This window comes from Haliscomenobacter sp. (assembly GCF_041740695.1).
In the GTDB taxonomy this organism is placed as follows: domain Bacteria; phylum Bacteroidota; class Bacteroidia; order Chitinophagales; family Saprospiraceae; genus Haliscomenobacter.
The window spans coordinates 105,691-131,894 of the sequence record NZ_JBGSLK010000139.1; the positions used below are offsets into that span (position 1 = coordinate 105,691).

22 protein-coding genes are annotated in these 26,204 nt (G+C 48.2%); 11 read left to right on the top strand and 11 right to left on the bottom strand.

The features are described from left to right. Positions 1-8: 8 nt before the first annotated feature. Complete coding sequence (locus tag ACEW9O_RS28525) at positions 9-1,019, bottom strand: FecR family protein (RefSeq protein WP_373553644.1); 1,011 nt, start codon at positions 1,017-1,019, stop codon at positions 9-11. 246 nt (positions 1,020-1,265) lie between these two features. On the opposite strand from ACEW9O_RS28525, the gene ACEW9O_RS28530 reads away from it, so the two are divergent. Then, positions 1,266-1,904, top strand: a complete 639-nt coding sequence (locus ACEW9O_RS28530; protein WP_373553645.1) for an RNA polymerase sigma-70 factor — start codon at positions 1,266-1,268, stop codon at positions 1,902-1,904. Between the two features lie 25 nt (positions 1,905-1,929). Here the strand turns inward: ACEW9O_RS28530 and ACEW9O_RS28535 are convergent, their stop codons facing one another. The 3 genes from ACEW9O_RS28535 to ACEW9O_RS28545 all read right to left on the bottom strand — a co-directional run bounded on the left by ACEW9O_RS28535 (position 1,930) and on the right by ACEW9O_RS28545 (position 6,155). Continuing rightward, positions 1,930-2,634, bottom strand: coding sequence for a Crp/Fnr family transcriptional regulator (locus tag ACEW9O_RS28535; RefSeq protein ID WP_373553646.1), 705 nt, complete (start codon positions 2,632-2,634; stop codon positions 1,930-1,932). A 104-nt stretch (positions 2,635-2,738) separates the two neighbouring features. Then, positions 2,739-3,482 carry a 5-oxoprolinase subunit PxpA gene (locus ACEW9O_RS28540; RefSeq protein WP_373553647.1) on the bottom strand — a complete coding sequence of 248 codons (744 nt, stop codon included), beginning with the start codon at positions 3,480-3,482 and terminating at the stop codon, positions 2,739-2,741. A 90-nt stretch (positions 3,483-3,572) separates the two neighbouring features. Continuing rightward, a complete protein-coding gene (locus ACEW9O_RS28545; RefSeq protein ID WP_373553648.1) occupies positions 3,573-6,155 on the bottom strand; it encodes an outer membrane protein assembly factor in 2,583 nt (860 codons plus the stop codon). A 301-nt stretch (positions 6,156-6,456) separates the two neighbouring features. On the opposite strand from ACEW9O_RS28545, the gene ACEW9O_RS28550 reads away from it, so the two are divergent. Then, a complete protein-coding gene (locus ACEW9O_RS28550) occupies positions 6,457-6,942 on the top strand; it encodes a CBS domain-containing protein (protein ID WP_373553649.1) in 486 nt (161 codons plus the stop codon). 87 nt (positions 6,943-7,029) lie between these two features. Here ACEW9O_RS28550 and ACEW9O_RS28555 read toward each other — a convergent pair whose 3' ends face one another. Then, positions 7,030-8,409, bottom strand: coding sequence for an inorganic phosphate transporter (locus tag ACEW9O_RS28555; RefSeq protein WP_373553650.1), 1,380 nt, complete (start codon positions 8,407-8,409; stop codon positions 7,030-7,032). A gap of 194 nt (positions 8,410-8,603) precedes the next feature. Between ACEW9O_RS28555 and ACEW9O_RS28560 the strand changes: the two genes are divergently transcribed. The 4 genes from ACEW9O_RS28560 to ACEW9O_RS28575 all read left to right on the top strand — a co-directional run bounded on the left by ACEW9O_RS28560 (position 8,604) and on the right by ACEW9O_RS28575 (position 12,534). After that, the gene (locus tag ACEW9O_RS28560) at positions 8,604-9,431 is read left to right on the top strand and encodes a hypothetical protein (RefSeq protein ID WP_373553651.1); all 828 of its coding nucleotides are present in this window, start codon (positions 8,604-8,606) and stop codon (positions 9,429-9,431) included. Positions 9,432-9,436: 5 nt separating this feature from the next. Next, positions 9,437-10,459, top strand: a complete 1,023-nt coding sequence (locus ACEW9O_RS28565) for a S41 family peptidase (RefSeq protein WP_373553652.1) — start codon at positions 9,437-9,439, stop codon at positions 10,457-10,459. A gap of 171 nt (positions 10,460-10,630) precedes the next feature. Beyond that, positions 10,631-11,383 carry a hypothetical protein gene (locus tag ACEW9O_RS28570; RefSeq protein ID WP_373553653.1) on the top strand — a complete coding sequence of 251 codons (753 nt, stop codon included), beginning with the start codon at positions 10,631-10,633 and terminating at the stop codon, positions 11,381-11,383. Positions 11,384-11,934: 551 nt separating this feature from the next. Continuing rightward, a complete protein-coding gene (locus tag ACEW9O_RS28575) occupies positions 11,935-12,534 on the top strand; it encodes a hypothetical protein (protein ID WP_373553654.1) in 600 nt (199 codons plus the stop codon). Between the two features lie 4 nt (positions 12,535-12,538). Here the strand turns inward: ACEW9O_RS28575 and ACEW9O_RS28580 are convergent, their stop codons facing one another. Next, a complete protein-coding gene (locus ACEW9O_RS28580) occupies positions 12,539-13,507 on the bottom strand; it encodes a polyprenyl synthetase family protein (RefSeq protein ID WP_373553655.1) in 969 nt (322 codons plus the stop codon). Positions 13,508-13,730: 223 nt separating this feature from the next. Here ACEW9O_RS28580 and metF point away from each other — a divergent pair, with 223 nt between their 5' ends. Continuing rightward, the gene (gene metF, locus ACEW9O_RS28585) at positions 13,731-14,687 is read left to right on the top strand and encodes a methylenetetrahydrofolate reductase [NAD(P)H] (protein ID WP_373553656.1); all 957 of its coding nucleotides are present in this window, start codon (positions 13,731-13,733) and stop codon (positions 14,685-14,687) included. A 279-nt stretch (positions 14,688-14,966) separates the two neighbouring features. Next, positions 14,967-17,489 (top strand): M14 family metallopeptidase, encoded by a 2,523-nt coding sequence (locus tag ACEW9O_RS28590; protein WP_373553657.1) that lies wholly within the window; start codon positions 14,967-14,969, stop codon positions 17,487-17,489. A gap of 117 nt (positions 17,490-17,606) precedes the next feature. Here the strand turns inward: ACEW9O_RS28590 and ACEW9O_RS28595 are convergent, their stop codons facing one another. The 5 genes from ACEW9O_RS28595 to ACEW9O_RS28615 form a co-directional block, all read right to left on the bottom strand. Further along, the gene (locus ACEW9O_RS28595; RefSeq protein WP_373553658.1) at positions 17,607-19,211 is read right to left on the bottom strand and encodes a DUF1501 domain-containing protein; all 1,605 of its coding nucleotides are present in this window, start codon (positions 19,209-19,211) and stop codon (positions 17,607-17,609) included. 33 nt (positions 19,212-19,244) lie between these two features. Continuing rightward, positions 19,245-20,696, bottom strand: coding sequence for a DUF1800 family protein (locus ACEW9O_RS28600; RefSeq protein WP_373553659.1), 1,452 nt, complete (start codon positions 20,694-20,696; stop codon positions 19,245-19,247). A 188-nt stretch (positions 20,697-20,884) separates the two neighbouring features. Beyond that, positions 20,885-21,379 (bottom strand): hypothetical protein, encoded by a 495-nt coding sequence (locus tag ACEW9O_RS28605; protein ID WP_373553660.1) that lies wholly within the window; start codon positions 21,377-21,379, stop codon positions 20,885-20,887. A gap of 137 nt (positions 21,380-21,516) precedes the next feature. Then, positions 21,517-22,956, bottom strand: coding sequence for an Asp-tRNA(Asn)/Glu-tRNA(Gln) amidotransferase subunit GatA (gatA, locus tag ACEW9O_RS28610; RefSeq protein WP_373553661.1), 1,440 nt, complete (start codon positions 22,954-22,956; stop codon positions 21,517-21,519). 273 nt (positions 22,957-23,229) lie between these two features. Next, complete coding sequence (locus tag ACEW9O_RS28615) at positions 23,230-24,723, bottom strand: hypothetical protein (protein ID WP_373553662.1); 1,494 nt, start codon at positions 24,721-24,723, stop codon at positions 23,230-23,232. Positions 24,724-24,840: 117 nt separating this feature from the next. Between ACEW9O_RS28615 and ACEW9O_RS28620 the strand changes: the two genes are divergently transcribed. The 3 genes from ACEW9O_RS28620 (at position 24,841) to msrB (ending at position 26,153) form a co-directional block, all read left to right on the top strand. Next, positions 24,841-24,993, top strand: coding sequence for a hypothetical protein (locus ACEW9O_RS28620; RefSeq protein WP_373553663.1), 153 nt, complete (start codon positions 24,841-24,843; stop codon positions 24,991-24,993). A gap of 197 nt (positions 24,994-25,190) precedes the next feature. After that, positions 25,191-25,682, top strand: a complete 492-nt coding sequence (locus ACEW9O_RS28625) for a TlpA family protein disulfide reductase (protein ID WP_373553664.1) — start codon at positions 25,191-25,193, stop codon at positions 25,680-25,682. Positions 25,683-25,703: 21 nt separating this feature from the next. Next, entirely contained in the window at positions 25,704-26,153 is a 450-nt protein-coding gene (gene msrB / locus ACEW9O_RS28630) for a peptide-methionine (R)-S-oxide reductase MsrB (RefSeq protein WP_373553665.1), read from the top strand. The last annotated feature ends 51 nt before the right edge of the window (positions 26,154-26,204 follow it).

The following is a 26,204-nucleotide window of genomic DNA, read 5'->3' on the forward strand; positions in this document are numbered from 1 at the left end:
ATCTGATTTTAGTGTTTGGTTGAAAGGTATATGGTATCTCCTTGCTGCCGTACATCTACGTTCAGCAGGACTGATAGTGCTTGAAAAAATTCAGTTGATTCTTCAGCCTTGAAATACCCGGACAAGCAGCGTTCAGCCAATGCTGGGGTTTCAAAAGCCAATTGTAGGCCAAAATGCTCTTTGATGGTGATGGAAGCTTGGGCAAGTGGGGTATCATCGAAGTAAAATTGGTGGTCCTTCCATGCGCTGTATTTTTTGGTGTCGTCTGTATTGCTGAGGTCTAGGCTTGGGGCTCCGGTGGTTAGCGTCACCACATCGCCGGGCTTCATCAGTTGTTTTTTTCCACCTTGATAGTTGATCTGCACTTTACCTTCATTCAAGACCACTTTTTTGGCCTGCTCGCGGGCGTACAGCACAAATTTTGTCCCAAAAACCTCCACTTCAAAATCGCTGCTGGTTTTGACGACAAAGCGCTGGTTGTCGATGGTGTGGGTGACATGGAATTCGGCTTCTCCGTCCAGCAGAACCTTGCGGTTTTGTACAAATTGACCCCATCTGGGTACGTACAGGGTTGAATTGGCATTGAGTACTACTTCGGTGCCATCCGATAGGGTCAATTGTTGAGTTTGGGCGTAGGGCGTTTTGTAGGTACTGTACAAGATGGTTTTTTGCAGAAAAAACATACTCGTCGTCATCAGTATCGCCAGGGAAGCAGCCACGTACCAAAATTTGCGTAGACTGCGCACCGTGGCATGTTTTGCGGCATTGTTTTTAGTCGTCGCTGGTTCTTGACTTGGGTTTAGTGGAGTATTGAGTACGGTTTGGAATTTTTGCCAGGCTTCCTGATCGTCGGAAAGGTATTGTGGGTTTTGGCTTTCCCATTCATCGAGGTACTGGTAATACAAAGTTTCATTTTCAACATCTTCCTTCAACCAATCCTCAATCAGCTTCCGCTCCAAAGAAGTTGCTCTTCCATCGAAACAATCGAACAGTATTTTTTGAATCATCATTTCTTTCATAAGTCTTCGGAGAAAAGGGTAACAATCAGCTTGAGGCTAGTTCAAGTGCTCATCGCCGCATCACTGTAATCAGACAAAAGCGAGGGGCTTTACCCCACACTGGAAAAGAAAAAAAATCAAATGAGGTGATTTTTTTCAGAATATTATTTTTTATTGACCCTAAGTAAAAAAACATTAGTGCACGATGTAGGGTAAAAGCCCAAAATTATGTCTACTATTGAACGAGGGGGTCAATACACTCACAGCATGGAGAAGCTATCAAAATTAGAGGTCAAAGACAAGGAGAGCCGATTGTCTGCATTAAGGGCAGATTCAGAATTGTTTGCTGAGCCCAAACTGATTAGTGATGAGGTTTTCCTGCAAAGAATTTTTGCCCAGGATGCCCGCAAAGGCTGTGAACTTTTGTTCAAGCGCTATTACAACAACCTTTGTAACCACGCCATGCGCTTTGTGTACTCCAAAGAAGCCGCTGAAGACATCGTGAATGAAGTGTTTGCCAACTTTTGGCAACAGCAGGTTTTTGAAAAAATCAACAACTCCTACCGCGCTTACCTGTACCAGGCCGTACGTTACCGCAGCTACAATTACATCAAGTATGAGTTGAATCAAACCGAGTCCTTCGAGCCCGATTACACGACTACTCCCGTGCTACAAGCTGACGATATTCTGCACTACACTGAATTGTGCCAAAAACTCGACCGGGTCATCCAGGAACTCCCCCCACAATGCCGGAGGGCTTTCCAACTCAATCGACTGGAGGGAAAAAAATATGCTCAGGTAGCGGAAGAGCTGAACATCACGGTCAGTGCCGTGGAACGACTGATTAGTCGGGCGCTGAGCAAGTTGCGGAATGAATTGAAGGAGGAGTGGATGCCGGGGTTGTAAAAAATCTTCCAGAGTTATCTTCTCTCTAACTTACTGGCAAGGTCTCCCCTTTCAACTTATCCATGTCTCGAATCAACAACCTCCGTCGATCAAAGGTCAGGATATTCCGATCGCGCAAGTCATTGAGCAAGGTGGTTACCGTTTGGCGTGAAGTAGCGGTAAGGTTGGCAATTTCCTGGTGGGTGATGAACTTGCGTACTTCGGTTTCAAAACCTACCCGCCGTCCTTTTTTCTCAGCACTTTCCAACAAATATTCAATAATCCGCGTACGGGAATCTTTAAACACCAGGGATTCCAGGCGTTTTTCCATCTCCAGAACCCGGGAGCCCATGATTTTCATGATGAACAAACCCAAGGAAGTATGGTCGCGCATCAGCAATTTCATTTCATCCACATTGACCACACAAACCGTCGCTTCTTCCATGGTATAAGCGAAATCGCGGCGGTGGTCTTCACCGATGAGCGAGAGTTCGCCAAATACGTCTCCTTTGCCCAAGATGGCCTTGGTGATCTCTTTGCCAGAGTCGCCATAGGTACCAATTTTAACCCGGCCATCCGTGAGAAAAAACACCCGATCTGACATTTCGTCTGGCAAATAGATGTATTCTCCCCGCTTGTAGCAGCGGTGAAAATGCGCTTCCAAATCTCCCCGGCGAATCTTCTGAGGGCAAAGAATACCAGTAACGTCAATGTTTTCTAAATACCAATATGATGCTTCGTTGCTCATCATTATTTTCATTGAAGGACTCACAATAGTTCGGTTACCCTGCGTAAGTTACAGAGAATTTCACACTAATTAAAATAACAAAATTTTGAAATAGTTGAGCCTATCTTTCAGAAAGGTGCTTGAATAACGATTTTTTTTGCCTCCAATGCATGCCGAATGGCCTGCGCAAAGGAGATAGCGTGGATACCGTCGCCATGGAGACAGATCGTATCCGCGCACAAGGGCACCTTTTGTCCCGAAAGGGCGGTGACTTGCCTTTGTTCCACCATTTGTAGCACCTGCGCAATACAGGCTTCGGAGTCTTCAATCAAGGCATGAGCTTGGTTGCGTGGCGTCAAAGAGCCATCGGCTTGATAACTCCGGTCGGCAAAAACCTCGCTAGCCGTGCGCAGCCCAAAGGTCTGAGCAACTTTGATGGAAAAACTACCACTCAACCCAAATAAAAGCAGATCAGCATTAAAATCCCGCACCGCTTCGGCAATGGCCGATGCCCACTCGAGGGATTGAGCTGCCAGGTTGTACAAGGCCCCGTGTGGTTTGACGTGTTGCAGGTAAGCGCCTTCAGCATAGGCCAAATTGGCCAAGTCCAGGATTTGTTCCTGCACCAGGTGATACACCGCACTAGGAGAAAGGGATATGGCTGTACGCCCAAAATTAACTTTGTCCTCAAAACCCGGATGGGCACCGATGGCGACTCCATGTTCCAGCGCCAACCCAATAGTGCGCCGCATGGTGTCTTTATCCCCGGCATGGTAGCCACAGGCGATGTTGGCCGAGGTGATGAGTGGCATTAAGGCGGCGTCGGCAGGATACCCCTCGCCGAGATCGCAGTTGAGGTCAACTGAAAGCATGGGGGCGGGTTGAAGGTAGAGACGCACGGCCGTGCGTCTCTTAACCAGTAAAGCGTATATCATCTGAAGACGCACAGCCGTGCGTCTCTACTACTCTGGTTCGAACCCAAGTACAATGTTAAAGTTTGCAACACCTTTAGCAAACAGGTTCGTTACGTTGGGTTTGTCGAAGCCCAGACCATAGTCGAAACCAAGGATACCAAACATCGGTAGGAATACCCGCAGACCTACACCCGCCGAACGTTTCAGGTCGAAGGGGTTGTAGTCGCGCAGGCTTTTCCAGGTGTTGGTTCCCTGTAAAAAGGTGTGTACGTAGATCGTTGAGCTGGGGTTGAGCGACAAGGGGTAACGCAACTCCATGGTGAATTTGTTAAAAATTGGAGTTGGCGTCTGGCCAGTGCCTGATGGATCGGCGTTGTTTTCGAAGTCGGCGATTTCATAACCCCGTGAGGAAATGATGTCAACCCCCTGGAAACCGAATTGTTGGTTGTTCAAACCATCACCACCCACCTGGAAGCGTTCGAAAGGCGAAGTACCAATTTTACGGTTGTAAAAGCCCAGGATACCGATGCGAGAGGAGGTTTTGAGCACCAGTTTGCCCACAATGGTGGTGTACCAGTCTACGTCAAAACGCCATTTGTGGTATTCCAGATAGCGGAAACGCTCGTTGGCGGAAAGTTCACCATAGTTTTTGTCTTTGTTGCCAAACAAAGAATAAGGTGGGGTAGCCTGGATGATCAAAGAAATATTGGAACCATCTTTGGGGAAGGTAGGATCGTTGACGGTAGAACGCACGATGTTTTGGCGAATACTGAAGTTATTGAAGTTACCCGTGGAGACAATTTCCCCCTGGTCGGTACGGAACAAACCTTGCGTCCATTGGTTCAAGCGCAGCGACTGGATGTTGACCGTGGTGCTGGATACAAAGTTGTCGTCGGGCCACTTCAAGCGGGTACCCAAACTCACTGAACCTTGCACGATGTTCAAACTTTGGCTGCCACCAGTGCCATCAAAGATCGGGTAAGCAAAGCGGTTGAAGAAGCCACCCATGGTGAAAGAATTGGGCCTTTTGCCCCCAAGCCAGGGTTCGGTAAAGGATACGTTGTACGACTGGTAAAATTGCCCGTTGGTTTGTGCCCGGATGGAAAGGCGTTGGCCGTCCCCGGTAGGCAGTGGGCGCCAGGCTTCTTTGTTGAAGACGTTGCGCATCGAGAAGTTGTTAAAGGATACCCCCAGGGTACCAATCACGCGCCGGGCACCACCCCAACCTGCGGAGAGTTCCAATTGGTCGGCAGGGCGTTCTTCCACGGCGTATTCGATGTCTACGGTACCCCGTTCTGCGTTTACCGGGGTATTGATGCCCAGTTTTTCAGGGTTAAAGTAGTTTAGGGCCAAAATCTGCCGCTGTGAGCGGATGATTTCGGAGCGGCTGAACTTTTCACCGGGCAAAGTGCGCAATTCGCGCCGGATTACGTGCTCGTGGGTCCGGTCGTTGCCTTTGATGATGACTTTATCGATGGTGGCCTGTGGGCCTTCAAAAACACGGAGTTCGAGGTCAATGGAGTCATTTTCAACAGATACCTCGGTAGGTTCTACGTTAAAGAACAAATACCCATTGTCCATGTACAGGGTACTCACATCGCGACCATCCTGGCTGAAGCGCAGGCGATTTTCAAGGAGTTCGTTGTTGTACACATCGCCTTTTTTAATGGCCAGGATTTGATCCAACTGCTCATTGCCGTAAATGGAGTTCCCTTTCCAGGTCAAGTTGCGGAAGTAATACCGATTGCCTTCGTTGACTTTCAGTTGGATGTGCATCTCCCCTTTGTCGTCGCGCCACATGCTGTCGCTGATGATGCGGGCGTCGCGGTAACCTACTGTATTGAAGTATTTGACGATTTCTTTTTTGTCGTCAGCGTATTCGTCGCCGATGAATTTGGATCCCGCCAGGAAGCGTTTTTTCTCCTTGGTTTTGTCCATTTTTTTCAACAACTTCTTCTCATTGACGTTGGTGACGCCGACAAAAGAAATGTCCTTGATTCTTACTTTTTCTTCAAGGTTGATGTCAAAAATCAATTTGACCGAGTTCAAACGGGCAGTATCGGCCGTCTCCTGTACATCAACGTGAACATCCAGCCAGCCCTTTTTGATGAAGTTTTTTTCCAAACCACGGGCGGCGTTGGATTTCATGTTTTCGGTCACAATCCCCCCTTTGGTGATGTGTTGGTTCACAATTTCATTAAGGGTTTCGTGTTGGCCTTTGCCTACTCCTTTGTAGCTATACAAGGACAAACGCGGGCGCTCTTGCACCTGAATTTCGAGGAAAACCACGTCGCCGATGGTTTTTTCCTGAAGGATTTGCACGTTGGTGAACAAGCGCAATTGGAGCAGCGCTTTGATGGCTTTAGGGATACTGGGGCCAGGAATGCGGATCTTATCCCCGACTTTCAGCCCAGAAATACTGGTGATGGCATTGGCATCGCTGAATTGAGCGCCCGTGACCCGCACACCGCCAATTTCAAAATTGGCGGGGGTGGAATAATCAACGACGGGCAAGCTGTCGCGGACTTCCTGGGCCAACAGACTCAGGGGTAACATGGCCACAACAAGGAGCAAAATGTTGTTTCGGGTGATGCGCAAAAGCGCCTGCATACTACACTGAATGTATCTCATTAGTCCTCAGTTCTTTCTTTTTTCAATAACGAGCGCAAAAGTACGTCATTATTCCTTTTTTGCTGCATTAGGTAAAGGTTTTAAAAAATTGTCTTTTTAACTCCACCTTTTTATCACGCAAAAAAAGATTGTTCTGAGGATATAGAGGCCAGGAGGGAATCTTGGGTTGTATGCTGCTTCCTTTTTTATCAAAACTTGGTAAACCAATTGACCAAAATCACTTCAATGGATTGAGTATAATCAATGCATTGGTTTTTTTTAGCGGGTAATTTAGCGGTATTAATTCACAAATTTCCTGATTATGAACGTCCTGGCACCCGTTAAAAACATCATGAGCAGCCACTTGATCACCGTTGCTCCTTCTGACAAACTCAGTCTTGTCAAAGATATTTTTGACGATCACAATATCCACCACATTCCGGTAGTACGCTACAAGGAGTTGATTGGCATCATCAGCAAAACGGACTTCATGCATTTTATGCAGGGGTTTTCGCCCAATGAAGAAGACCGTTTTATAAACTATGCAAGACTACGTTCTTACTCCGCTGAAGAAATAATGACCAAAGGTTTGGCCAAATTGAGCCCTGATGACCGCATCAATGTGGCTCTGGAAATCTTTTTAGTCAATCGTTTTCATGCTATCCCTGTAGTAGAAAATGATGAACTGATTGGTATCCTGACTACTTACGACATCATCAAAGCCCTGGCTACCGAACCGGTTTCCCCAAAACAAATTTTGGATAACCAACACCATGAGGGTGGGATAACGGAGGGGATTGTGGGGTAAAGTGAAAAGTGAAAAGTGAAAAACTATGCGGTGGAATCCAAATGGTGTACCTGCTATTCGCTTTTCACTTTTCGTTTTTCGCTTCACCTATCCAAAGATTGCAGAAAACAGATAATAAAGGCCACCAGAAACAACAATCGTCACAGGCAAGGTAAGTACCCAAGCGGTAAGGATATTGATGAGCGTGGAGCGTTGGAGGTTTTTGGTGCCGTCTTTAGCAATCATCGTACCAGCAACCGCCGAGGATAGCACGTGAGTTGTACTTACAGGTGCATGAAAATAGGTGCTTAATGTAATGGTGAATGCAGCAATGATTTCTGCGGTAGCTCCTTGAGCATAAGTAAGGTGCGACTTCCCAATTTTTTCACCAATAGTTACAACAATTCGCTTCCAACCAACCATGGTCCCAATGCCTAAAGACAAGGAGATCAAAAAGATCACCCAAAAAGGCGCAAACTCATAATAAGTTGCAACATTCTTGACGGAGGCTTTGATCTCTTCTTTATCCTGCGCATTAAAGAAGGGTTTATCACCTGTGGTTTCCTTCAAAAACTTGTTCATGCGTTGCAACTCTTTGCGGATCAATGGAGCATTGATGGTGCTTGCAGTCAGCATTGGCTTAAGTTTCCCTATGGATTCTAAGACTTCTTCCGCGGCTTGATTTTCCCCTATCCGCGCTTCGGTTGCTGAGACCGTTTTTTCAATTTTGCTTATTTTTGAAAATACAACATCCGCATTAAAGCTCTTGTGTAAAGCAAATTGAGCAGGTAAAAAAATCATCAGTACAATCATAAAGAGACCAACCCCTTTTTGCCCATCGTTTGAGCCATGTGAATAACTTACTGCCGTACAGGTCAATATCAGAATAATCCGAATCCAAAGGGGAGGAGCTTTTCCTCCTTCTGGTTCCTGGAAAATGGCTTTATTTTTAACAAGTTTAGATAAAAACCACATTAAAAAAAGCGCAGAGAAACATCCAAATAGTGGCGAGAATAAAAGTGAAATAGCAATGTCTCGTGCTTTACCCCAATTCACCCCTTCGCCCCCATGTTGCCAAAAGAAAACTATCCCTACCCCTATCAAAGCCCCAATTAAGGTGTGCGAGCTAGAGCAAGGTATACCAAGATACCATGTACCTAAATTCCAAAATATTGCAGCCAACAATACTGCTGCAATGATGCTCCCACTTTCACCAATAGACATATTCATCATGTCATTGACAGGAAGAAGTACAATGATTCCTACTGCTACGCCAATTCCACCGCGAATGACGCCAATGAAATTCCATATCCCTGACCAAACCACTGCAACATTAGGTTTGAGCGAATGGGTATAAATCACTGTAGCCACCGCATTCGCTGTATCGTGAAACCCATTGACAAACTCAAAGGCCAATACAGCAAGGATGAAGGCGATCAGCAAAATGGCACCCCCAGTGCTTAGAGCGGACAAGTCAAAAGTGTTCATGTGTCTGAATTAGAGGTCAATATTTAGCATTGACAGCTGATGTACAAAATCGCCGAAATATAGCACTAATTTTGTACGACCAAAATGCACTTGTTTACGTTTTAGAACTGTTGATTAAATATTAACCTAAAATTTACATTGACAACATGTTTAAATCCAAAACCCTGACCATTATTTGCACTATCTGGGGTATAATGCTTCTGTTGATACAGTCGCTCAACGCTCAGGAAGAAAAAAGCGCAGCTTTTAGAACACCTTTGTTGGAAAAAATTGAAGTAGATCCCACACACACCGAGGCTTATGCTGATTACCGATTGCGGACGGTGGAATTTGGGTCGATTATGCTACGCGATGCTTTTGTTTCGCCCTTGCGGCTGGTCGGTAGTGGCTTCAAGATAGGCTACAACCGCTTGCATTACACCCCACAAGCCTTGAAGGAGTCCAGCACTGGTATGTTTGCCGGGATTGCCATTGATCCAGCGGCTGAGTTCAACCTCATGCTGCTCAATTTTTCGGGACAGTACAGTTGGCAGTTTCCAGTTTTGGAAAAAAAGGGCTGGCAAGGTTATGTGGGGCCATGGGCACAGGGTTTTGGTAATATGCGCTTCGCCCTGCAAAATGTGAACAATGTTTTGGGGTACGATGCGGGTTTAGACCTGGGCGTTACTGGGCGATTAGCCTACAAATTTAAACCGGGCCGCCGCGAGTTTATCCTGACCCAGCAATTGAGTGTACCCTTGGCGAGTGGTTTTGTACGACCGCTGTATACGTTTACTGGGCCAATCCTGGGTGAAACCGATTCTGAAGTGAGTGTATTCCAATTCGGCACCCTGAACCGCCGCTTTGGCTGGATCTACAAGGCCAGCCTGGACTTGTACCGCAACCGCAAGCGCAAAAAACAGGTGATCGAGCGCGTTCCCTACCGCATCAGCTACACCTTCCAGTATGACCAGTTTAGTCAGTCTAATGCCTTGCAGTCGGCGATCCAAACCATTACCTTTTCCAGAATCCTCAAATACTAATCACCATGAGCATCAAACAATCATACCCTGTACTGTTGCTTCTCGGGTTCTTCCTCAGTTTTTCGGCTTGTTCGGAGTTGCTCATCGAGCCGGACCCGACCGATAATCCCGTTGAAAATTTTGAACTGCTCTGGCGGGAAGTGAATGCCAAGTACACTTTTTTTGAGTACAAAAACATCGATTGGCAGGCGATTTACCAGAAATACCGCCCCCAGGTCAACGAAAAAACCACGGATGAAACCCTCTTCAACGTGCTCAACGCCATGCTCAATGAGCTGAAAGATGGGCATGTAGCCCTGATTGCCCCCTTCAATGCGGCCAGCAACCGCAGCTGGTATTTCAATTACCCACCCAATTACAATGCCAACATCATTGACCGCAATTACCTGCAGGAAAACCGCCGCATCATCCTGCCTTTTAGAACGCAGTGGCTGGCCGATAGTACGGTGGCGTACATTCGGTATTCGAGTTTTAGCGATGCGGTCTCAGGGGAATCCATGACTGAGTTGTTCAAATATTACGGCAAAGCCAAAGGTTGGATCATCGACATCCGTGACAATACGGGCGGCAGCCTGGGCAACGTGGATGCGATCATGACCCGTTTTGTGGACATTGAAACCAAAGTGGGTGCAGTGCGCTACAAAATCGGCCCCGAACGCGATGATTTCAGCAAGTTTTTCCCCTATCTGATCAAACCCTCCGAAAGCAACAACAAGTACCTTGGCAAAATCATCGTACTGACCAACCGCAAGGTCTACAGCGCGGCTAATTTTTTTACCTCCGCCATGTCTACCCTCAACAATGTAACCATTCTGGGCGACCAAACGGGCGGCGGCGGCGGTGCACCCTACTCCGGGCAATTGTTGAATGGCTGGACTTATACCTTTTCTACCACCTTGTTGCTCACCCCGGACAATCAACAGATTGAAAACGGAGTGGTGCCAGATGTGAAAGTGGATTTGGATCCGGCGGATGAGGCAAAGGGGGTGGATAGTATTTTGGAAAGGGCGATTGGGTTGTTGAGGTGAGTTGTGGTTATTCATGAAATTTCGGAATCAATGAGCACAAAGCACACCAAACAAAGCGTCGTCAACATCTAACTTTGTGACCTTTGTGCTGCCTTGGTGTCCTTTGTGTAAAAAAATGCCGCTTTTGTGGGATTCTAGGTTGGTGAGGGTTGTTGGATAAATGGACAACTTATGCAAACGATCCTGAACCTGAACATTTGTTTTCCACTATTGCTATGCATGCTTTTGGAGGGCAAAGAGCCTTACAAAGCCGTGCTCAACGTACAGCAAAACGGAGATTTGGTACTCATCGATTCAACTGCCCTTGTTAAAAAGTTCTATTTTTATAGCCTTGAAAACAAGATGGCTTATTATCCTATTTTCTACATCGGAGAAGCAACAGATAGCTTTGTGCTGCGACAATATCCCATCCCCAGACATCGGGGTGCCCAGCCTAGAGATTATGGGCCGCTCAGAAACTGGGCAATGTCATTTGAAAAGTTATTGACCATTTTTGTCGACACGGCCATGGATCTGGCTCATCGATCCGCCTACGGCCATTTTTCAAAATACCCAGATAATGACCCAATTTTGGATTCTATTCGCCATTACAGCGCTTTCCCAATAATTGTAAAGAATCATTCCGACTCACTCATTCAAATGGGCATTTTCAGTGAAATGTGGCGAACCGTACGACAAGCTCAAAACCCGGCCGGTGAATGGGTGGATATTGAGAACCTCCTTGAATATGCCTGTGGTACTGGCCATCGGGATATTGTTTTGGAACCCGGCTGGGTATTAGTCGCCAAACTCATGCGCTACCAGGGAGATTATAAAACCTTATGCCGACTCAAACTAAGGTCCCGAGGAAATTGGGTGTACTCCAATACTTTCGTGGATTGGATTGATAAAAAGCGGTTGCCTGGAAAATTGAGGGAGGATTGAAATGAACCATAAGTACTCATAAGTGGCTAAGAACAGCACTATTTTCTGTAAAAAGCCTGCTGATTTTTTCGTAACCGTGGTTACGGTAACTACGGTTACGAAAAAAATCTTCAACCTAAATTGACATTGTAGTGCTAAATCATTTGACAAAAAAAGCGCTGCTGGTGGAGGTAAAAATGAAGTAGAGTTGAAAGGGATGTCTTTGGGGGAGGTGTGATTGATTAGTGCATTCTGGATGGCGCTGCAAATGGCGTTATAGACGGCGCTGTAAATGGCGCTGTAAAAGAGGTACTAGTACAAGTCATAAACACTATTATTATTAATCAAGGCGAAGCAACTCTACACGACCTCATGAGAGCAGTCGGAAAATCTCGTAGAATGGTTCAACGATATATTCAAATGCTAAAAACGCTAAATTTAGTGGAATTTCATGGGGTAGCTAAAACGGGTAAGTATGTACTAACAGATAACTTGAAACAGCAACTAAAAAATAAGCAATCTTGAGGGAATATTCTACCAAATGGAGGTTATAAACATTAAAAATCAATAAAATGGGCTACCACGTACAATTAATTTCTAAAACGAGAGATGAAAAAAAGCAATTCAAGATTTGGATCTGCACTCAAAGTAAGGGACCGTATCATTTAAGCTATAACTTCGCTATGTTCCAATCCCGGGATTTTAAAAACAATGAACTTGGTCAAATAGAAAAAATACTCAGCCTTGATTTACAAATCTTTAGAAATTACCCAGCTAACTATCTTCCAAATGTAGGTGAGTTAGAATATCAGCTTTATTTGGCGGAAGAAGCAGGAGATAGCCAGCGAATAGCTGAACTAAAGATGCAAATTGAAGCCACGAATGAAGAATGGGAACAAAATTATGATCAAATCAATGAGGGCTGGACTAAAGTAACCGATTTAAGGAAGGTGGTTTTAGCCTTGATCGAAAAAATCACTCAAATGCCTGATTTTGGGCAATTCATTCAAGTAGAGCACGGTTGGGACTACCATTGGGGTGATTATTTTTCACTCACACCCAAAGTTCAGACACAAGACTCTCACATTATGGACGATCTACAAATAATATTGTCCGAATTGGACTGCTATGAACTTGAAGGAGAGCAATATGCCGCATTCATTGGTGGGTAGCCCCCTACTTCTTCCTTTCCGTCACAAAAATCACCAACTCCCTCAACGCCGTCCGCGACTCCGACTCCGGGAACCCCTCCAAAACCTCAAAAGCCTCCTGCCGAAACTTCAGCATGACCTGCTCGGTGTACTGAATGCCGCCGCTTTGGCGCACGAAGTCAATCACTTCTTTGACCTTTTCGGGGTTTTCGTTGTGGCGGCGCACCAGACCAATAATGTGCCTGCGGGTGCTGGCATCAGCCTGATTGAGCGCGTAGATCAGGGGCAGGGTCATCTTTTTTTCCTTGATGTCGATGCCAAGGGGTTTGCCTACGTCGTCGGTGCCAAAGTCGAAGAGGTCGTCCTTGATTTGGAAGGCGAGGCCAATTTTTTCCCCAAAAATACGCATGCGTTCGATGGCGTCATCGTCCGTGGTGGTAGAGGCAGCGCCCGCTTCGCAAGCCGATGAGATCAACGAAGCCGTTTTTTGGCGGATGATTTCGTAATAAATTTCCTCCTTGATGTCGAGGCGGCGGGCTTTTTCAATTTGCAGGAGTTCACCTTCACTCATGGCTTTGACCGCATTGGAGACGATTTCCAGCACTCGAAATTGTTGATTGCGGACAGCCAGTAGCAGGCCCTGTGACAACAGGAAGTCGCCCACCAGCACCGCAATTTTATTTTTCCACAACGCATTCACCGAAAAAAAGCTCCGGCGCTCCATTGAATCGTCCACCACATCGTCGTGTACGAGGGTGGCCGTATGCAGGAGTTCGATCAGAGAAGCCGCCACGTAGGTGGGTTCACCGATTTCACCACAGACCTTGGCTGCCAAAAACACAAACATAGGCCGCACCTGCTTGCCTTTGCGCCGCACAATGTAATAGGTGATTTTGTCCAGCAGCGGAACTGAGCTGCGCATGGATTGTTTGAAGTGTTGCTCAAACTTGGTGAGTTCCTGATCGATTGGCTTCTTGATGGTATCCAGCGACATATCCCAAAGTACGGAAGGTAAAGTACTGGGCTAAAGGTAAGCAAAAGCTGGAAGAGTGCAAGGATAATGGCGTTCATAACCATTATGGAGTAAAAAACTCTACCGAAACCTAGCATTTCCCCTCAAACCTGCCTAGTTTTGCCCCGCTAAAGAACGGAAACAAAATAAAGTTTCCGTTGTTAATTGACCGTATCGTCAAGCATCACCGACATTTGTACCATCGATGAAAGTCACCGAGTACTTCGAAAAAGCGCAGGGGCAAACCCTCATTTCTTTTGAAATTCTTCCACCGCTCAAGGGCGGTAGCATGCAGGACATCTTCAAAGGGCTGGATCCACTCATGGAATTCAAACCTCCCTTCATCGATGTGACTTATCACCGCGAAGAATTCGTCTACAAACAAAACCCAGCGGGTTTTTATGAAAAAGTCGCCATCCGCAAACGCCCTGGCACTGTAGGGATTTGTGCCGCGATCATGAACCGCTATGGGGTAGACGCCGTGCCGCACCTGCTTTGTGGGGGCTTCACCCGCGAGCAAACCGAAGACGCGCTCATTGACCTCAATTTTCTCAATGTGCAAAACGTACTCGCTTTGCGCGGCGACGCGCGGCAGTTCGACACCAAGTTTGAAGCCGAACCTGGGGGCCATGAATACTCCCTGGAGTTGGTCAAACAAATTGACGACATGAACCATGGCAAGTACCTCGATACCAACATCGAAAATGGGCAACGCACCAATTTCTGCATCGGCATTGCAGGGTACCCCGAAAAACATTTCGAGGCCCCCAATATCGAATCCGACCTGGCCTGGATCAAAGCCAAGGTAGACGCCGGAGCCAATTACATCGTCACCCAGATGTTTTTTGACAACAAGCACTACTTTGAGTACGTAGCCAATTGTCGGGCAGCGGGGATCAACATTCCCATTGTTCCGGGTTTAAAACCGATCACCAAGCAATACCAATTGAGTTCCATTCCACGGCATTTCTTCATCGACTTGCCCGAGCCATTGGTGAAAGAGTTCTCCAAGGCTGAAACGCCCGAGGCTCGGCGCCAAGTGGGCCTGGAATGGTGTGCGGCGCAGTCCAAAGAGCTCAAAGCCGCCGGAGTGCCTTGTTTACACTACTATACGATGGGCGATGCACCTACGATTCGGAAGATTGTAGAGAGTGTGTATTGAGCCAAAAAAGGAAAATAGCAGTCATTTCTAATATTTAGCCAGGAAGACACTAAGAAACAAAGTGAAAAATGCTTTGCTTAGGGGCGATAAAAAATAAGTGTTCATTTTGCTAAAGGATTAGATAAGTAAACGGTTCACTTCAAGTGCCTTATCTAATCCTTTGGCTCAGGAAAAATGAACACTTATTTTGCCCCACAGCTAGGCGTCTTCTTTATTTTAGGACCAGTTCATTCATAGATTACTGCTCCTCACCGTCAAACCAATAAATCCAAGATTCGTATGAGACCACTTCTCGTCCTCCTATGTTTTTTTACCCTTCTTCAGGTATCGCAAGCGCAGCTACAATCTCCCGACCAGTTTTTACCCCACAAATGGGGTGAACATTTCACCCCCCATGAAATGCAGGTCAGCTATTACCAGCACGTAGCGGCCAATAGCAAAAACATCATCCTGCAGCCCTACGGCTATACCAATCAAAAACGCCCGCTGCAATTGGCATTCATTTCTACCGAAGCCAATTTGGCCAAACTGGAAGCCATCCGCCAAAACAACCTGCGCCGGGCAGGTTTGCTGGAAGGCAATACCGATTCCAGTCTGGACAACCTCAGCATCGTCTGGTTGAGCTACTCCGTACATGGCAACGAAGCCGCCGGGGCCGAAAGTTGCCTCAAAGTGGTGTACGAACTGGTCAATCCCCAAAACCGCACAACCAAAGATTGGCTCAACAATACCCTGATCATCATTGATCCCTGCATCAACCCGGATGGCAACTCGCGTTACACCCACTGGTACCGCAACGTAGTGGGCACTTCCCCCAACGTAAGTCCCAACGCACGGGAGCACCAAGAGCCCTGGCCAGGTGGCCGGGTCAACCACTACAACTTTGACCTCAACCGCGACTGGGCTTGGCAAACCCAAACAGAAACCCGCCAACGCCTCGTCAAATACAACGAGTGGATGCCTCAGGTACACGTCGACGTACACGAGCAAGGCCCCAACAGCCCATACTACTTTGCGCCAGCAGCCCAGCCTTACCACCGCTACATCACCCAGTGGCAGCGCGATTTTCAGGTGCAAATTGGCAAAAACAACGCCAAATACTTCGACCAGGAAGGCTGGTTGTACTTCACCAAAGAAGTGTTCGACCTACTCTACCCCAGCTACGGCGATACTTACCCAATGTACAATGGCGCCATTGGGATGACTTATGAGCAAGGGGGCATTGGGGCTGGTCTGGCCATGACTTTGCGCAACGGTGACACGCTAACATTGAAGGATCGGGTGATGCACCATTACACCGCTTCTCTGGCCACGATTGAAACGGCTTCAAAAAATGCAGCTCAATTGAATAAAAATTTTGCCGACTTCTTCCAACGTTCCCGTACCAATCCTCCGGGGCAGTACAAAAGTTTTGTGATCAAAGGGACCAACGCCAAGGAGCGCATCAAAACCTTCTGCGAGTTGCTCGACCGCAACCATGTCAAATATGGCAAGGCGGGCAAAACCAGCAGCTTGAATGCCTACGATTACCAGACTGGCAAAAACATTACACTGAAGGTAGAACCCAATGACCTCGTGGTAAGTGCTTACCAAACCAGGGGCGCCATGGCCCAAATCCTGCTGGAGCCAGCCGCTGAATTGGTCGACTCTTTAACCTACGACATCACCGCCTGGGCGCTGCCTTATGCCCACGGCCTGGAAGCTTATGCCAGCACCCAACGCCTGGATCCCGATGGCAATTATACTTTTACAACGAACACCATTCCCGCCAACGCAAAACCTTACGCCTACCTGGCCTCCTGGCGCAGTAGCACCAATGTCAAGTTTTTGGCAGCGATTTTGAAAAAAGGGGTGAAGGTGCGTTATGCTCAGTCGCCTTTTAGTGTGGAAGGCAAAAGTTACGGACGGGGCACACTGGTGATTTCGGAAGGAGACAACCGCAAAATGTCGCCCGCCTACCGCCAGATTGTGGAAGCAGCAGCTCGCCAGTTCGACCAAGAATTGAGCACCGTAAGTACGGGTTTTGCCGATAGCGGCAGCGACTTTGGTTCCAGCAACTACACATTCATCCAACGCCCCGAAGTGGCCATTTTGAGCGGAGATCAAACCTCCAACAATGAATTTGGCCAGGTCTGGTATTACTTTGACCAGGAGTTGCAGTATCCACATACCGTTCTGGACGCCAATCGCCTCGACCGCCTCGACTTAAGTGCCTACAATACCCTGATCATGCCCGAAGGCCGTTACCGTTTGACGGATGCGGTTTTGGAAAAAATCAGTACCTGGGTCAGCGCGGGTGGCCGTTTGATTGCCATTGGAGATGCCCTGGGCAGTTTGCAAGAGCGCAAAGGTTTTGCTCTCACCCGTTTTGCCAATGAGGACGACAAGAAAAAAGCCGAACGCGCCGCGGACGAAGCCACCCTGGCCGCACGTTTCTTGGATCACGCTGGCGAAGAACGCCGCTCCCAAAGCAGCAACATCCCGGGCGCGATTTTCAAGGTGAAAATTGACAATACTCATCCGCTGGGCTTTGGCTTATCCGATACTTATTTTTCCCTCAAAACCAATGATCTCGCTTATCAACCGCTCAAAGGGGCAGCCAACGTGGGTACCATGGGTGGCCAATTGATGGTTTCTGGATTTGCGGGTGCAAAAGCGAAGGAAAAACAAAAGAATACCGTGGTGTTTGCACAGGAGCAAAAGGGTGCAGGTGCTGTGGTGTACTTGGTGGACAACCCGCTGTTTCGGGCTTTCTGGGAGAATGGAAAGCTGGTGATGGGGAACGCGGTGTTTATGCGGTAAACGGAGCGCATACCTCTAAGGTGATTCTTCAGTGTCTTAGGTTTCTTAGGTGGTGAAAAAAAACTACTCTTTCACCACCTAAGAAACCTAAGACACTAAAGGGACACCTTAGGGTATCTAGTGCAAAAACACCTTCTCCGTTCCCATCCAATTCCCCGCCGCCAACTGCACGATGTAAATCCCCGGCAAGATATTTTCTTTTAACCTCAGCGCACTTTGCTGCGCGCCCGCCATCTGCAAGCCCAGGCTTTGCTCCTGCAACACTTGCCCGGTTATCCCCACAATGCGCAGTTGCACACTACCACTTTCCGGCAACTCATATTGCAAACGTAATTCCCGCGGCCCAGTGCTAACTTTAAGCATAAGTCGCCGCGTTTGGACGGCGTTGGTGCCTGTACTCACCGAACATTGTAGCCCCAACCCCGGCAGTCGATTGAATTTCCGGCCCATCACATTGTCCACCTCTGCCCCATCGATACACAACCAACTTTCCAGCACGGTGGCATAAATCTGTCGGAAATCGGTAGAAAACTTTAGGTTGCCATCGCGATCCAGGTCTTTTAGGTTGGGATTTTGACCCACAAAACCATTGCCGTTTAACCCAGGGCCAAACAACATCAAAGGTGACGCAGCGCCGTGATCGGTACCTTGTGAGGCGTTCTGCTCGGGGCGGCGACCAAATTCAGAAATGCTCATCGATAGTACTTTATCCGCCCAGCCTCCGGCTTGTAAGTCCTGGTAAAAAAGACTCACCGATTGCGCAATGTTTTCTAGTAAGGCTGGATGATTCTGGTTTTGATCGGCGTGGTTGTCAAATCCATCCAGGGTAACCATGTACAAACGGGTACCCAAACCTCCCTTAATCAAACGAGCCACCAGGGCCAGTTGTGCCCCCAGATTAGCGGGGTATTGCACGGTATTTTTCCCTGCTTTGTAAGCTGTTTCAATTCCTTGAGCATAGGTGAAGGTCGCATTGGTAAGGGTACGCAGGTAGCTCAACTGTTCGCCGTAATAACATTCTGGCACGTCGGTGGGGTCGTACAAGCGGCCATTTTGGGCAATTCTGGCCAACTCCTCCGGGTCGTTCACCACTACCGCCATGTTGTCATTTTTGGTATTGGTAAAGGCTAGGTTGCCCGCGCCACCAATTTGTATGGCCGGGGGCATTTTGGGCGGCTTGGTCAGGTAATCCGGGTTGACATCTTCCAGCCAACGGCCCAACCAGCCGCTGGTTTCCAGGACTTGTGTGTCACTGCTTGTCGCCCAAATATCGGAAGAGCGGAAATGCGAGAGGTTTTGTTCAGGATACCCCACGCTGTGCACTACTTTCATATCTCCATCTTTCCACATTTTTTCCAGTGCACCCATGCGGCTTTGAATGCCAAAGGAGGGATTGAGGTTGATGATCTGGTTGTTGGGAATGGCGATTCCGGGGCGCAGGGTTTTGTAGGTGCTGTAATCAAACACCGGAATGATCGTATTGAGGCCATCATTTCCACCTTTCAAACGGATGAGCACCAAAATGCGGTCGCCTTCCATCGAACTGATCAGGGCGGCCAGTTTGGAACTGGCCAGGGCCGTAATCGGACTGCCACCCAGCAAGATAGAGCCAGCGCCACTCAGTCCCAACATACGCAGGAAGGTGCGGCGGTTCCAGGCTTCGTGAGAAAGGGCATGCGCCTGCGGGTCGTTCAGCGAAATGCCTTTTTTATGATTGAACATGTGAATTCGTTTTTTAGAGATTTAAACAAACGCTTAGGTCAATTGAAACTCGGGCAAACGCGAAATGTGCTGGATCAACAAGGCGACTTGTGCTGGTACGTATTCCCATTCCAGATTCCAGGAACCGCTGGTATAATAAGTCTCGGGTACTTCCCATTTGAAGGTTTTGATAGCCGATTCGTAATCGGCTTCGCGGAACAACCCTCGGGGCAGCCAAAAATCTACAATGGCCCGGGCGGTGATTATCGGATCGTTGTGTTTGGGGCTGAGCGCTTTGGCCAGTTCACGATAAGTTTCAGGCTCGGCATTGTACAAGCCGTACAAACCAAAATCCATTGAGGCCCAGCGCCCAGTCAGGGTTGCACTTGATAACCAGGTGCGGTTGCCCGGCCAGCCCGCTACATCGACGGGTTGGAAAATTTGTTGTCCCAATTCCCCTGCCAGATACACCACTCCCAGCGTGGTTTCTTGTACCTCAAAAGCGAAGCCGCCTTGCCGGAAAAAGCTAACCATCATATCGATGGGGCTTTTGATGATGGTGCCAATGACTTCCTCGTCAAAAAAATGTTCACTTTTGAGGAGTTGGCGGAAGACCGAGGAGATTTGGAAGTTGTTGTCCCGGAAGGTTTTGGCCAAGCCTGCCACAATGGTCTCATCAGCCTCAGGATGTACAAAATGGCGGTAAATTTTGCGGCAAATGTAGGTCGAAATTTGTACCGCCCGCTCCTGAAAGAGTAGGTCGTGGAGCGTGTCGTAATTGAAAGCGGCCGTTTTGCCAAAAATGGTTTTGTTGCCCGGATCAAAGCCCAGGTTGGTGAATCCAATTGGGGCACAAATGGCGGTAAAGCCATTCCAGCCAGTCAGCGCCCGGGCACTTTCCACAATGTCTTGCTGGGTATAGCCATTGTCGCGCCCCAGGGTAAACAATTCGTACAACTCGCGGGCGTAGTTTTCATTGGGGGCAAAGCGGTTGTTTTGTACCCCGTTTAAATAAATCAGCATCGCAGGCGTAGTGCCAATGGCTTTGACAAAAGCCTTAAAGTCACCCAGGCAAAATTGCTGCAAAATTTTGTGGTAAGCATACAAGTAGGAAGGGCACGCATAAATTTCAGCCTGTGTGACAAAGTGGTTGTGCCAAAACAGCGCCAATTTTTCCCGAAACCCATTTTTGTACATGTCACGCATCCAGCGGGTAGTCCATTCGATGTACTGCGGGCCAATTTGTTGGTCGAAGTTTTGGTAATCGCTGTATTGCATATTCGCCCAGGTTGGTGCTGGAGGTAGGGCAAGGTTGAAGGCGCCGCTGATCAGTTCATCCACCAATTCAGCGGGTTTGCGCTTGAGCGCTGCTTCGATTTCAGTGGGCTTGGCCCCAAAACCCATGCGGCGAAACAGGTGCTGCGCCCGATGGCGATCCCAGGGTTTGGACGCGCTGGGAGTATAAACACTCAGGGTTCCCACGGCACAATTGACAAGGGTATTCATAGGCAATAGGTTGGTACTTAAGGTAAACTAATAAGTATCGTGGTGTATTTTACGGGAAAAACTTTTGTTGAGCTAAAAAATCAGACGAGTTTACCGTAGGGAATGTTACAAAGACCATTTTATTTCTATGAATACTTAAAAGGCTAAAAAGGCTATCCCATGTAATAGAAAATGAGATAGCCCTTTTTTTATCTGTTTTTCTTTGCCTCCTTAGCCGCTTTCTCCTTCGCCTTCATCTCCATTGCCTTCACTTTTTCGGCTTCTCTTTTGGCATCTTCCTTTTCATCGGCGGCATCCCTTTTAGCGTTGTCTTTTTCCTTGGCTGCTATAGCTTTGGCTTTGGCCGCTTCTTTTTTCGCTTTTTCTTTGGCTTTCACCGCTTCTTTCTTCGCTTTCTCTTTTTCTTTAGCAGTTAGCGCTTTGTTTTTTGAGGCTTCTTTCGCTGCGTCTGCTTTGACTTTCGCCGCTTCTTTGGCCGCATCAGCTTTAGCCTTTGCTGCATCCTCTTTTTCTTCGGCAGCTAACCTCGCTGCGTCCTCCTTTTCTTTAGCAGCGTCCTTTTTGGCGTCAGCGGTGGCCTTGGATGCTTCTTTTTTCTCTTTTTCGCTCATTCCGCTTTGCGCTTGTGCCTGGAATTGAAAGGCAACAAAACAAAGCACCAAAAGCAATAGTAACTTTTTCATCGCAAGATGTTTTACGGTTATTAGGATGGGTAACTTGTGTATGGATTACTGGCCAACTCCTGAATTGAAGTGACGGCCACAGCGTTTCATACACAAGTCAAATGACGAGTGAAATATAGAAATAATTATCAAATAATCTATTGTTGCGGATAGCTTTCCGAAACTTGTTTGGCAAATGCCAGGAGTTCCGCTTCTTGGAGTTTTCCGGCCATAAACTGCAAACCTACGGGCAGGCCCGATTCATGGGTACCTACGGGCAGGGCAATACCAGGAATACCTACCATATTGGCTTGTACCGTAAAAATATCCGCCAGATACATCGCCACGGGATCTTCCAGGGATTCTCCCAAGTTCCAGGCTGGAGTTGGTGCAGCAGGCATCAACAAAAAGTCATATTCCGCAAAAATGGCGTCGGTTTGTTCGGTAATCAGGCGGCGAACTTTCTGCGCCTTGGTGTAATAGGCATCGTAATAGCCCGAGCTCAACACAAAAGCGCCCAGCATAATCCGGCGTTTGACCTCTTGGCCAAAACCTTCTGAACGCGATTTTTTGTACGTTTCTTCCAAGTTTTTGGCATTGGGGCTACGGTAGCCAAAGCGGATGCCGTCGTAACGAGATAGGTTGGAAGAGGCTTCAGCGGTAGTCAAGACGTAATAAGCGGGAATGATGTAATCGAGGTAGTCAAAAGGTACACTTTCGACAGTATGCCCCTGGGCTTTCAGCCAATCGATCATGCGCAGGCATTGGGCCTGGATACCCGAATCCAGCTTCGGGTGGTGTACCGCTGTATCAAAATAGGCCACTTTAACCGGGCCTTTGGCATTCAGTAGTTGACTATAAGCAGGAACCGGGCTTTGGCTACTGGTTCCATCGAACTCATCCTGACCTGCGATGATTTCCAGGGTCAGGGCGATATCGTCCACGTTGTGAGCAAGGATACCGATTTGATCAAAGGAAGAGCCGTAGGCCAGGAGTCCATGGCGAGAAATCCGGCCATAAGTAGGCTTCATACCAATGACCCCACAGAGCGCAGCGGGTTGGCGAACAGAACCTCCCGTATCGGAACCCAAGGCTAAAAGGCAGGTATCGGCTTGTACCGAAACCGCCGAGCCACCCGATGATCCACCAGGTACTTTGGTTGGATCGGCAGCATTGCGCACCGGGCCGTAATAAGAGGTTTCATTGGTGGAACCCATCGCGAACTCGTCGCAGTTGGTGCGCCCAATGATGATGGCATCTTCTGCAAGGAGGCGTTCGACGGCAGTGGCGGAAAACAGGGATTGGAACCCACTCAAGATTTTGGAACCCGCTGTAACAGTATGGCCTTGGTAACAAATCACGTCTTTGATGGACACAATTGCGCCGAACAGCCGGCCTAGTTGCGCCGGATTGTCGCGGTATTTTTGTTCCAATTGCCGGGCTTTTTCCAGGGCTTCTTCTTCAAATACTTCTACGTAAATGTTAAGTGCTCTGTTTTCCTCAATTTTATACAGGTAATACTCTACCAGATCTACCAGGGTAGTGGCTCCGCTCTGGAGGGCGTCTTGAACTTGGGTAAGCGTTGAAAAGCGCGGCATGTTGCTGTCAAAAGTTGGTTTCGGGAGGCAAAAGTACCCGTTTTTTGGGGAATTTGGAAGGAAAGTTGCAGAAGGGTGGAGAGGAGTTGCTTTGGATATCCAAACTTCATTATTTGGTGTCTTAACAGCTAAGGTGTTTCTTAAGTGTCTTAGGTTTCTTAGGTGGTGAAAAAACTGCCCAGCAGAGTATCATTTTCCCACCAACCATACGCAGAAAATCTTTGCTTATTTTGATCAGGCGTACAATCGGCTATAGACCCACTGTATTGAAAATCAGCCACCGCGTTTTGCCCACAAAATCGAATACAACGCCTGCGGCTTCCCTTGATTGATAAGGTTGTACAGCACCATTCGAGTGCTCAAATTGAGCGTGATCGCCATATTGCGCGAAGCATCTTCGAGGTATACCGCAGCTTGGTCCCGGCGGACTTCTTTAAACGTGAAGCTAGCCTTGCCCAAGAGGTCGGTCTCCTTCCATTCGCCACTCGACTGCTTCACAAAAGCACCTTTGGCACCGCCACTGCCATAATATTCCAGCATCGTAACATTGGCGGCAGTCGCCAAATTATTGGCTTGCACCTGCCGGACACGCAGGTAACGCGCCGCCGCAGGGCGCTTGCCCCGGTCGATCAAACATTCCTGGCAGTAGGTCGAATCCAGCAGCATTTTTATTTCATCCTTGTGGAAGGGATAGTCGTAAACCACGGGAAAGGCTTTGCTTTGTTGCATCAATAAGGAGGGCAAGGTGCCCATGTCTACCCGGCAGTTTTTCATCATGCAAGCCTTGGTCTCTTCCCCGGTATGTTCCAGCCCCAAGGCGTGCCCCAACTCATGCGACCAGCCCGCCAAAGTTGTAGCCAAGGTATTTGGTCGATTGAGGTAGGTGTTGTATACATCCCCCCAAAAAGATTGGGGCATCCTGACCATACCCGGGGTACCAAACGCGGGCCCGCCCAAACCACCTTCCACCACCGTGAACAGGATATTTTTATTCCCCTCGTAATCCTTGTTCAGTGCTTTTTTACCCAGTTCAAGGGCAATGTCCAAGGACGAAGCTGCGGGCGCATCCGCATTGGTGCGAATGACGGCGACCTCGGGCTCATACTCAAAAGTGACCCCAATTTGTTGCAAAAAGTGCAATTGCATCATGGCCAAAATGCTGGCAATGGCGGCTTTGGCACCAGGCTTTTCCTGCTGGCCACTGGGCACAATGTAGACCCCCCGAACTTTTAATCGACCCGAAGGTGGATTTGCTGTAGTGGTTGCGGTCATCGCCGCTGGCGACATATAAAGCCATTGGCCACCCCACCAGCCGGGTTGAGATTCCCCCAATTCTACTATCCCGGTTTCGTTGCGTAGGTAAGTGCCCCGCCACTTGTTTTTGATGCGGTAAAAAGCTTCGTCGGTTTCTTCAATCAGCCACCTGGCGCTCTCCCAACCGGGTTGGATGGTGCCAATGCTGGGAGTTTGGGCATTGGTTTCCGCGTGCAGGTACCCGCCAGTGGGGAGGTGTTTGATGCGCACCTCGGCACTATTGGCTATTTTTTCGATTGCCCAGATGGGCTTGCTCTGGGTGCTTAGACTTGGCTTGCCGTTGACCATCTGCAGCGAGCCTTTTTGGTACCGATTGTACAACTCGATGGGCTTTTGGGCAGGGAGAGACAGGTGCATAAAAAAGAGACTGCTGAAAAAGAGCCACTGGGCCGGATTTTGGGTGTTGGGCTTGAAGTGGAGCGGTAGACAAAGTGTTTTAAGGTGTTGAAACATTGCTCGATGGTTTTTGCTTTTCAGGGGTTAAAATAAGCTGCTTATTTGCGAATCCAAAATGAAAACATTTGGGAAACGCAGTATTTTGTAGCTTTTCATCAATCAATCCTTTCAAATATGTTTAAATCCTGGAATTTCACGCTCACCCTGCTCGCTTTTTGCAGCCTATTGTGGATAAGCTCCTGCGGCAACTCGACCGATTCCAACACCAACGATGAAGCAACGACCGAGGCTACCGAAAGCGACACGCCAGTAGGTTCTGAGGCTTAATTTGATCCAATCAGCCAAAACCACCATTTTTACCCCCGTTCTGGCTGATTGGGTAGCAAAAACCACCTTTCCTTGTACCTCAGTTCAGCCTCCCCTGTTGCCCCCAAAATAGAACAAACCGCCTCTAGCTTCCCCAAGCACTCGGTTTCTTTCCACCCTCTACATCAACCACCCGCCCGCCAAAACGTTATTAATGCATGCACAATCGATTAGATCTAAGTTTACTCCGCGTTGGGGCGCCGCTGCCCGATTGGTCGCTGGAAAAGATTTTTGAGGAAGAGCCCCCTCAGAAGGAAGCATTTTTGGGTAAGCCCCTGCTGATCTTGTTCTTCAGCCTCGGTTGTCCGGGTTGTTTGGGGCGGGCCATTCCCTACGCCAATCGGATGGTGTACGAATTGGGCGATCAAATTCAGGTATTGGGCATCCACACCAATTTTGAGTCCCTGGATGTTTCTACTGAAAAATTCGCCAAAGCGCGGAAGGAATTCGCGATCCGTTTCCCTTTTTTCAAAGACAAAAACTACGACACCACGTTTTTGAATTACGGTGCCGGAGGAACCCCGCACTGGATTTTAGTGGACAAGGACAGTACAGTGGTGTATTCCATTTTTGGTTCAGATCCCAACAATGCCTTGCTTCGTCTGGAGCTCAAAATGCGGGAACTCGGGCAGATTTCGTTTGCAGAATAGCAGTATAAAAACCAAATTAGTATGCTCAATTGGCTGAATGTCTTAAGATTTGCCAACAATGGCAACCCCGCGCCGGATCAGCGCGTCGAAAAAAGTGAAGCAGAATGGAAAAACCTGCTGAGCGAGGAAGCCTTTCGGATTACCCGGCTAAAAGGAACCGAACGCGCCTTCAGTTCTGAAATGTGCAGCCTGTTCGAGCCCGGGGTTTATGCTTGTGTGTGCTGCGACAGCTTGCTGTTTGATTCGGCTGAAAAGTACGAAAGTGGCACGGGTTGGCCTTCTTTCACCCAAGCGATTCGGGAAAATGCGATCAGCTACCACAAAGACCGTGGATTTGGCATGTACCGCATCGAAACGCTTTGTAATACCTGCGATGCCCATCTGGGGCACGTTTTTCAGGATGGCCCACAGCCAAGTGGGCTGCGGTACTGCATCAATGCGCTTGCCTTGAAAAAAGTGGAGGGTAAATGATTCTTCCGGCTTAAGGGTGCTTTTCAGCAGAGCCGTCTTCAATGGACAGCA

What these genes read in the sequence shown, in the direction of transcription:
- ACEW9O_RS28525 (WP_373553644.1), bottom strand. Translation starts at nt 1,019, where the DNA reads ATGAAAGAAATGATGATTCAAAAAATACTGTTCGATTGTTTCGATGGA.
- ACEW9O_RS28530 (WP_373553645.1), top strand. Translation starts at nt 1,266, where the DNA reads ATGGAGAAGCTATCAAAATTAGAGGTCAAAGACAAGGAGAGCCGATTG.
- ACEW9O_RS28535 (WP_373553646.1), bottom strand. Translation starts at nt 2,634, where the DNA reads ATGATGAGCAACGAAGCATCATATTGGTATTTAGAAAACATTGACGTT.
- ACEW9O_RS28540 (WP_373553647.1), bottom strand. Translation starts at nt 3,482, where the DNA reads ATGCTTTCAGTTGACCTCAACTGCGATCTCGGCGAGGGGTATCCTGCC.
- ACEW9O_RS28545 (WP_373553648.1), bottom strand. Translation starts at nt 6,155, where the DNA reads ATGAGATACATTCAGTGTAGTATGCAGGCGCTTTTGCGCATCACCCGA.
- ACEW9O_RS28550 (WP_373553649.1), top strand. Translation starts at nt 6,457, where the DNA reads ATGAACGTCCTGGCACCCGTTAAAAACATCATGAGCAGCCACTTGATC.
- ACEW9O_RS28555 (WP_373553650.1), bottom strand. Translation starts at nt 8,409, where the DNA reads ATGAACACTTTTGACTTGTCCGCTCTAAGCACTGGGGGTGCCATTTTG.
- ACEW9O_RS28560 (WP_373553651.1), top strand. Translation starts at nt 8,604, where the DNA reads ATGCTTCTGTTGATACAGTCGCTCAACGCTCAGGAAGAAAAAAGCGCA.
- ACEW9O_RS28565 (WP_373553652.1), top strand. Translation starts at nt 9,437, where the DNA reads ATGAGCATCAAACAATCATACCCTGTACTGTTGCTTCTCGGGTTCTTC.
- ACEW9O_RS28570 (WP_373553653.1), top strand. Translation starts at nt 10,631, where the DNA reads ATGCAAACGATCCTGAACCTGAACATTTGTTTTCCACTATTGCTATGC.
- ACEW9O_RS28575 (WP_373553654.1), top strand. Translation starts at nt 11,935, where the DNA reads ATGGGCTACCACGTACAATTAATTTCTAAAACGAGAGATGAAAAAAAG.
- ACEW9O_RS28580 (WP_373553655.1), bottom strand. Translation starts at nt 13,507, where the DNA reads ATGTCGCTGGATACCATCAAGAAGCCAATCGATCAGGAACTCACCAAG.
- metF (WP_373553656.1), top strand. Translation starts at nt 13,731, where the DNA reads ATGAAAGTCACCGAGTACTTCGAAAAAGCGCAGGGGCAAACCCTCATT.
- ACEW9O_RS28590 (WP_373553657.1), top strand. Translation starts at nt 14,967, where the DNA reads ATGAGACCACTTCTCGTCCTCCTATGTTTTTTTACCCTTCTTCAGGTA.
- ACEW9O_RS28595 (WP_373553658.1), bottom strand. Translation starts at nt 19,211, where the DNA reads ATGTTCAATCATAAAAAAGGCATTTCGCTGAACGACCCGCAGGCGCAT.
- ACEW9O_RS28600 (WP_373553659.1), bottom strand. Translation starts at nt 20,696, where the DNA reads ATGAATACCCTTGTCAATTGTGCCGTGGGAACCCTGAGTGTTTATACT.
- ACEW9O_RS28605 (WP_373553660.1), bottom strand. Translation starts at nt 21,379, where the DNA reads ATGAAAAAGTTACTATTGCTTTTGGTGCTTTGTTTTGTTGCCTTTCAA.
- gatA (WP_373553661.1), bottom strand. Translation starts at nt 22,956, where the DNA reads ATGCCGCGCTTTTCAACGCTTACCCAAGTTCAAGACGCCCTCCAGAGC.
- ACEW9O_RS28615 (WP_373553662.1), bottom strand. Translation starts at nt 24,723, where the DNA reads ATGTTTCAACACCTTAAAACACTTTGTCTACCGCTCCACTTCAAGCCC.
- ACEW9O_RS28620 (WP_373553663.1), top strand. Translation starts at nt 24,841, where the DNA reads ATGTTTAAATCCTGGAATTTCACGCTCACCCTGCTCGCTTTTTGCAGC.
- ACEW9O_RS28625 (WP_373553664.1), top strand. Translation starts at nt 25,191, where the DNA reads ATGCACAATCGATTAGATCTAAGTTTACTCCGCGTTGGGGCGCCGCTG.
- msrB (WP_373553665.1), top strand. Translation starts at nt 25,704, where the DNA reads ATGCTCAATTGGCTGAATGTCTTAAGATTTGCCAACAATGGCAACCCC.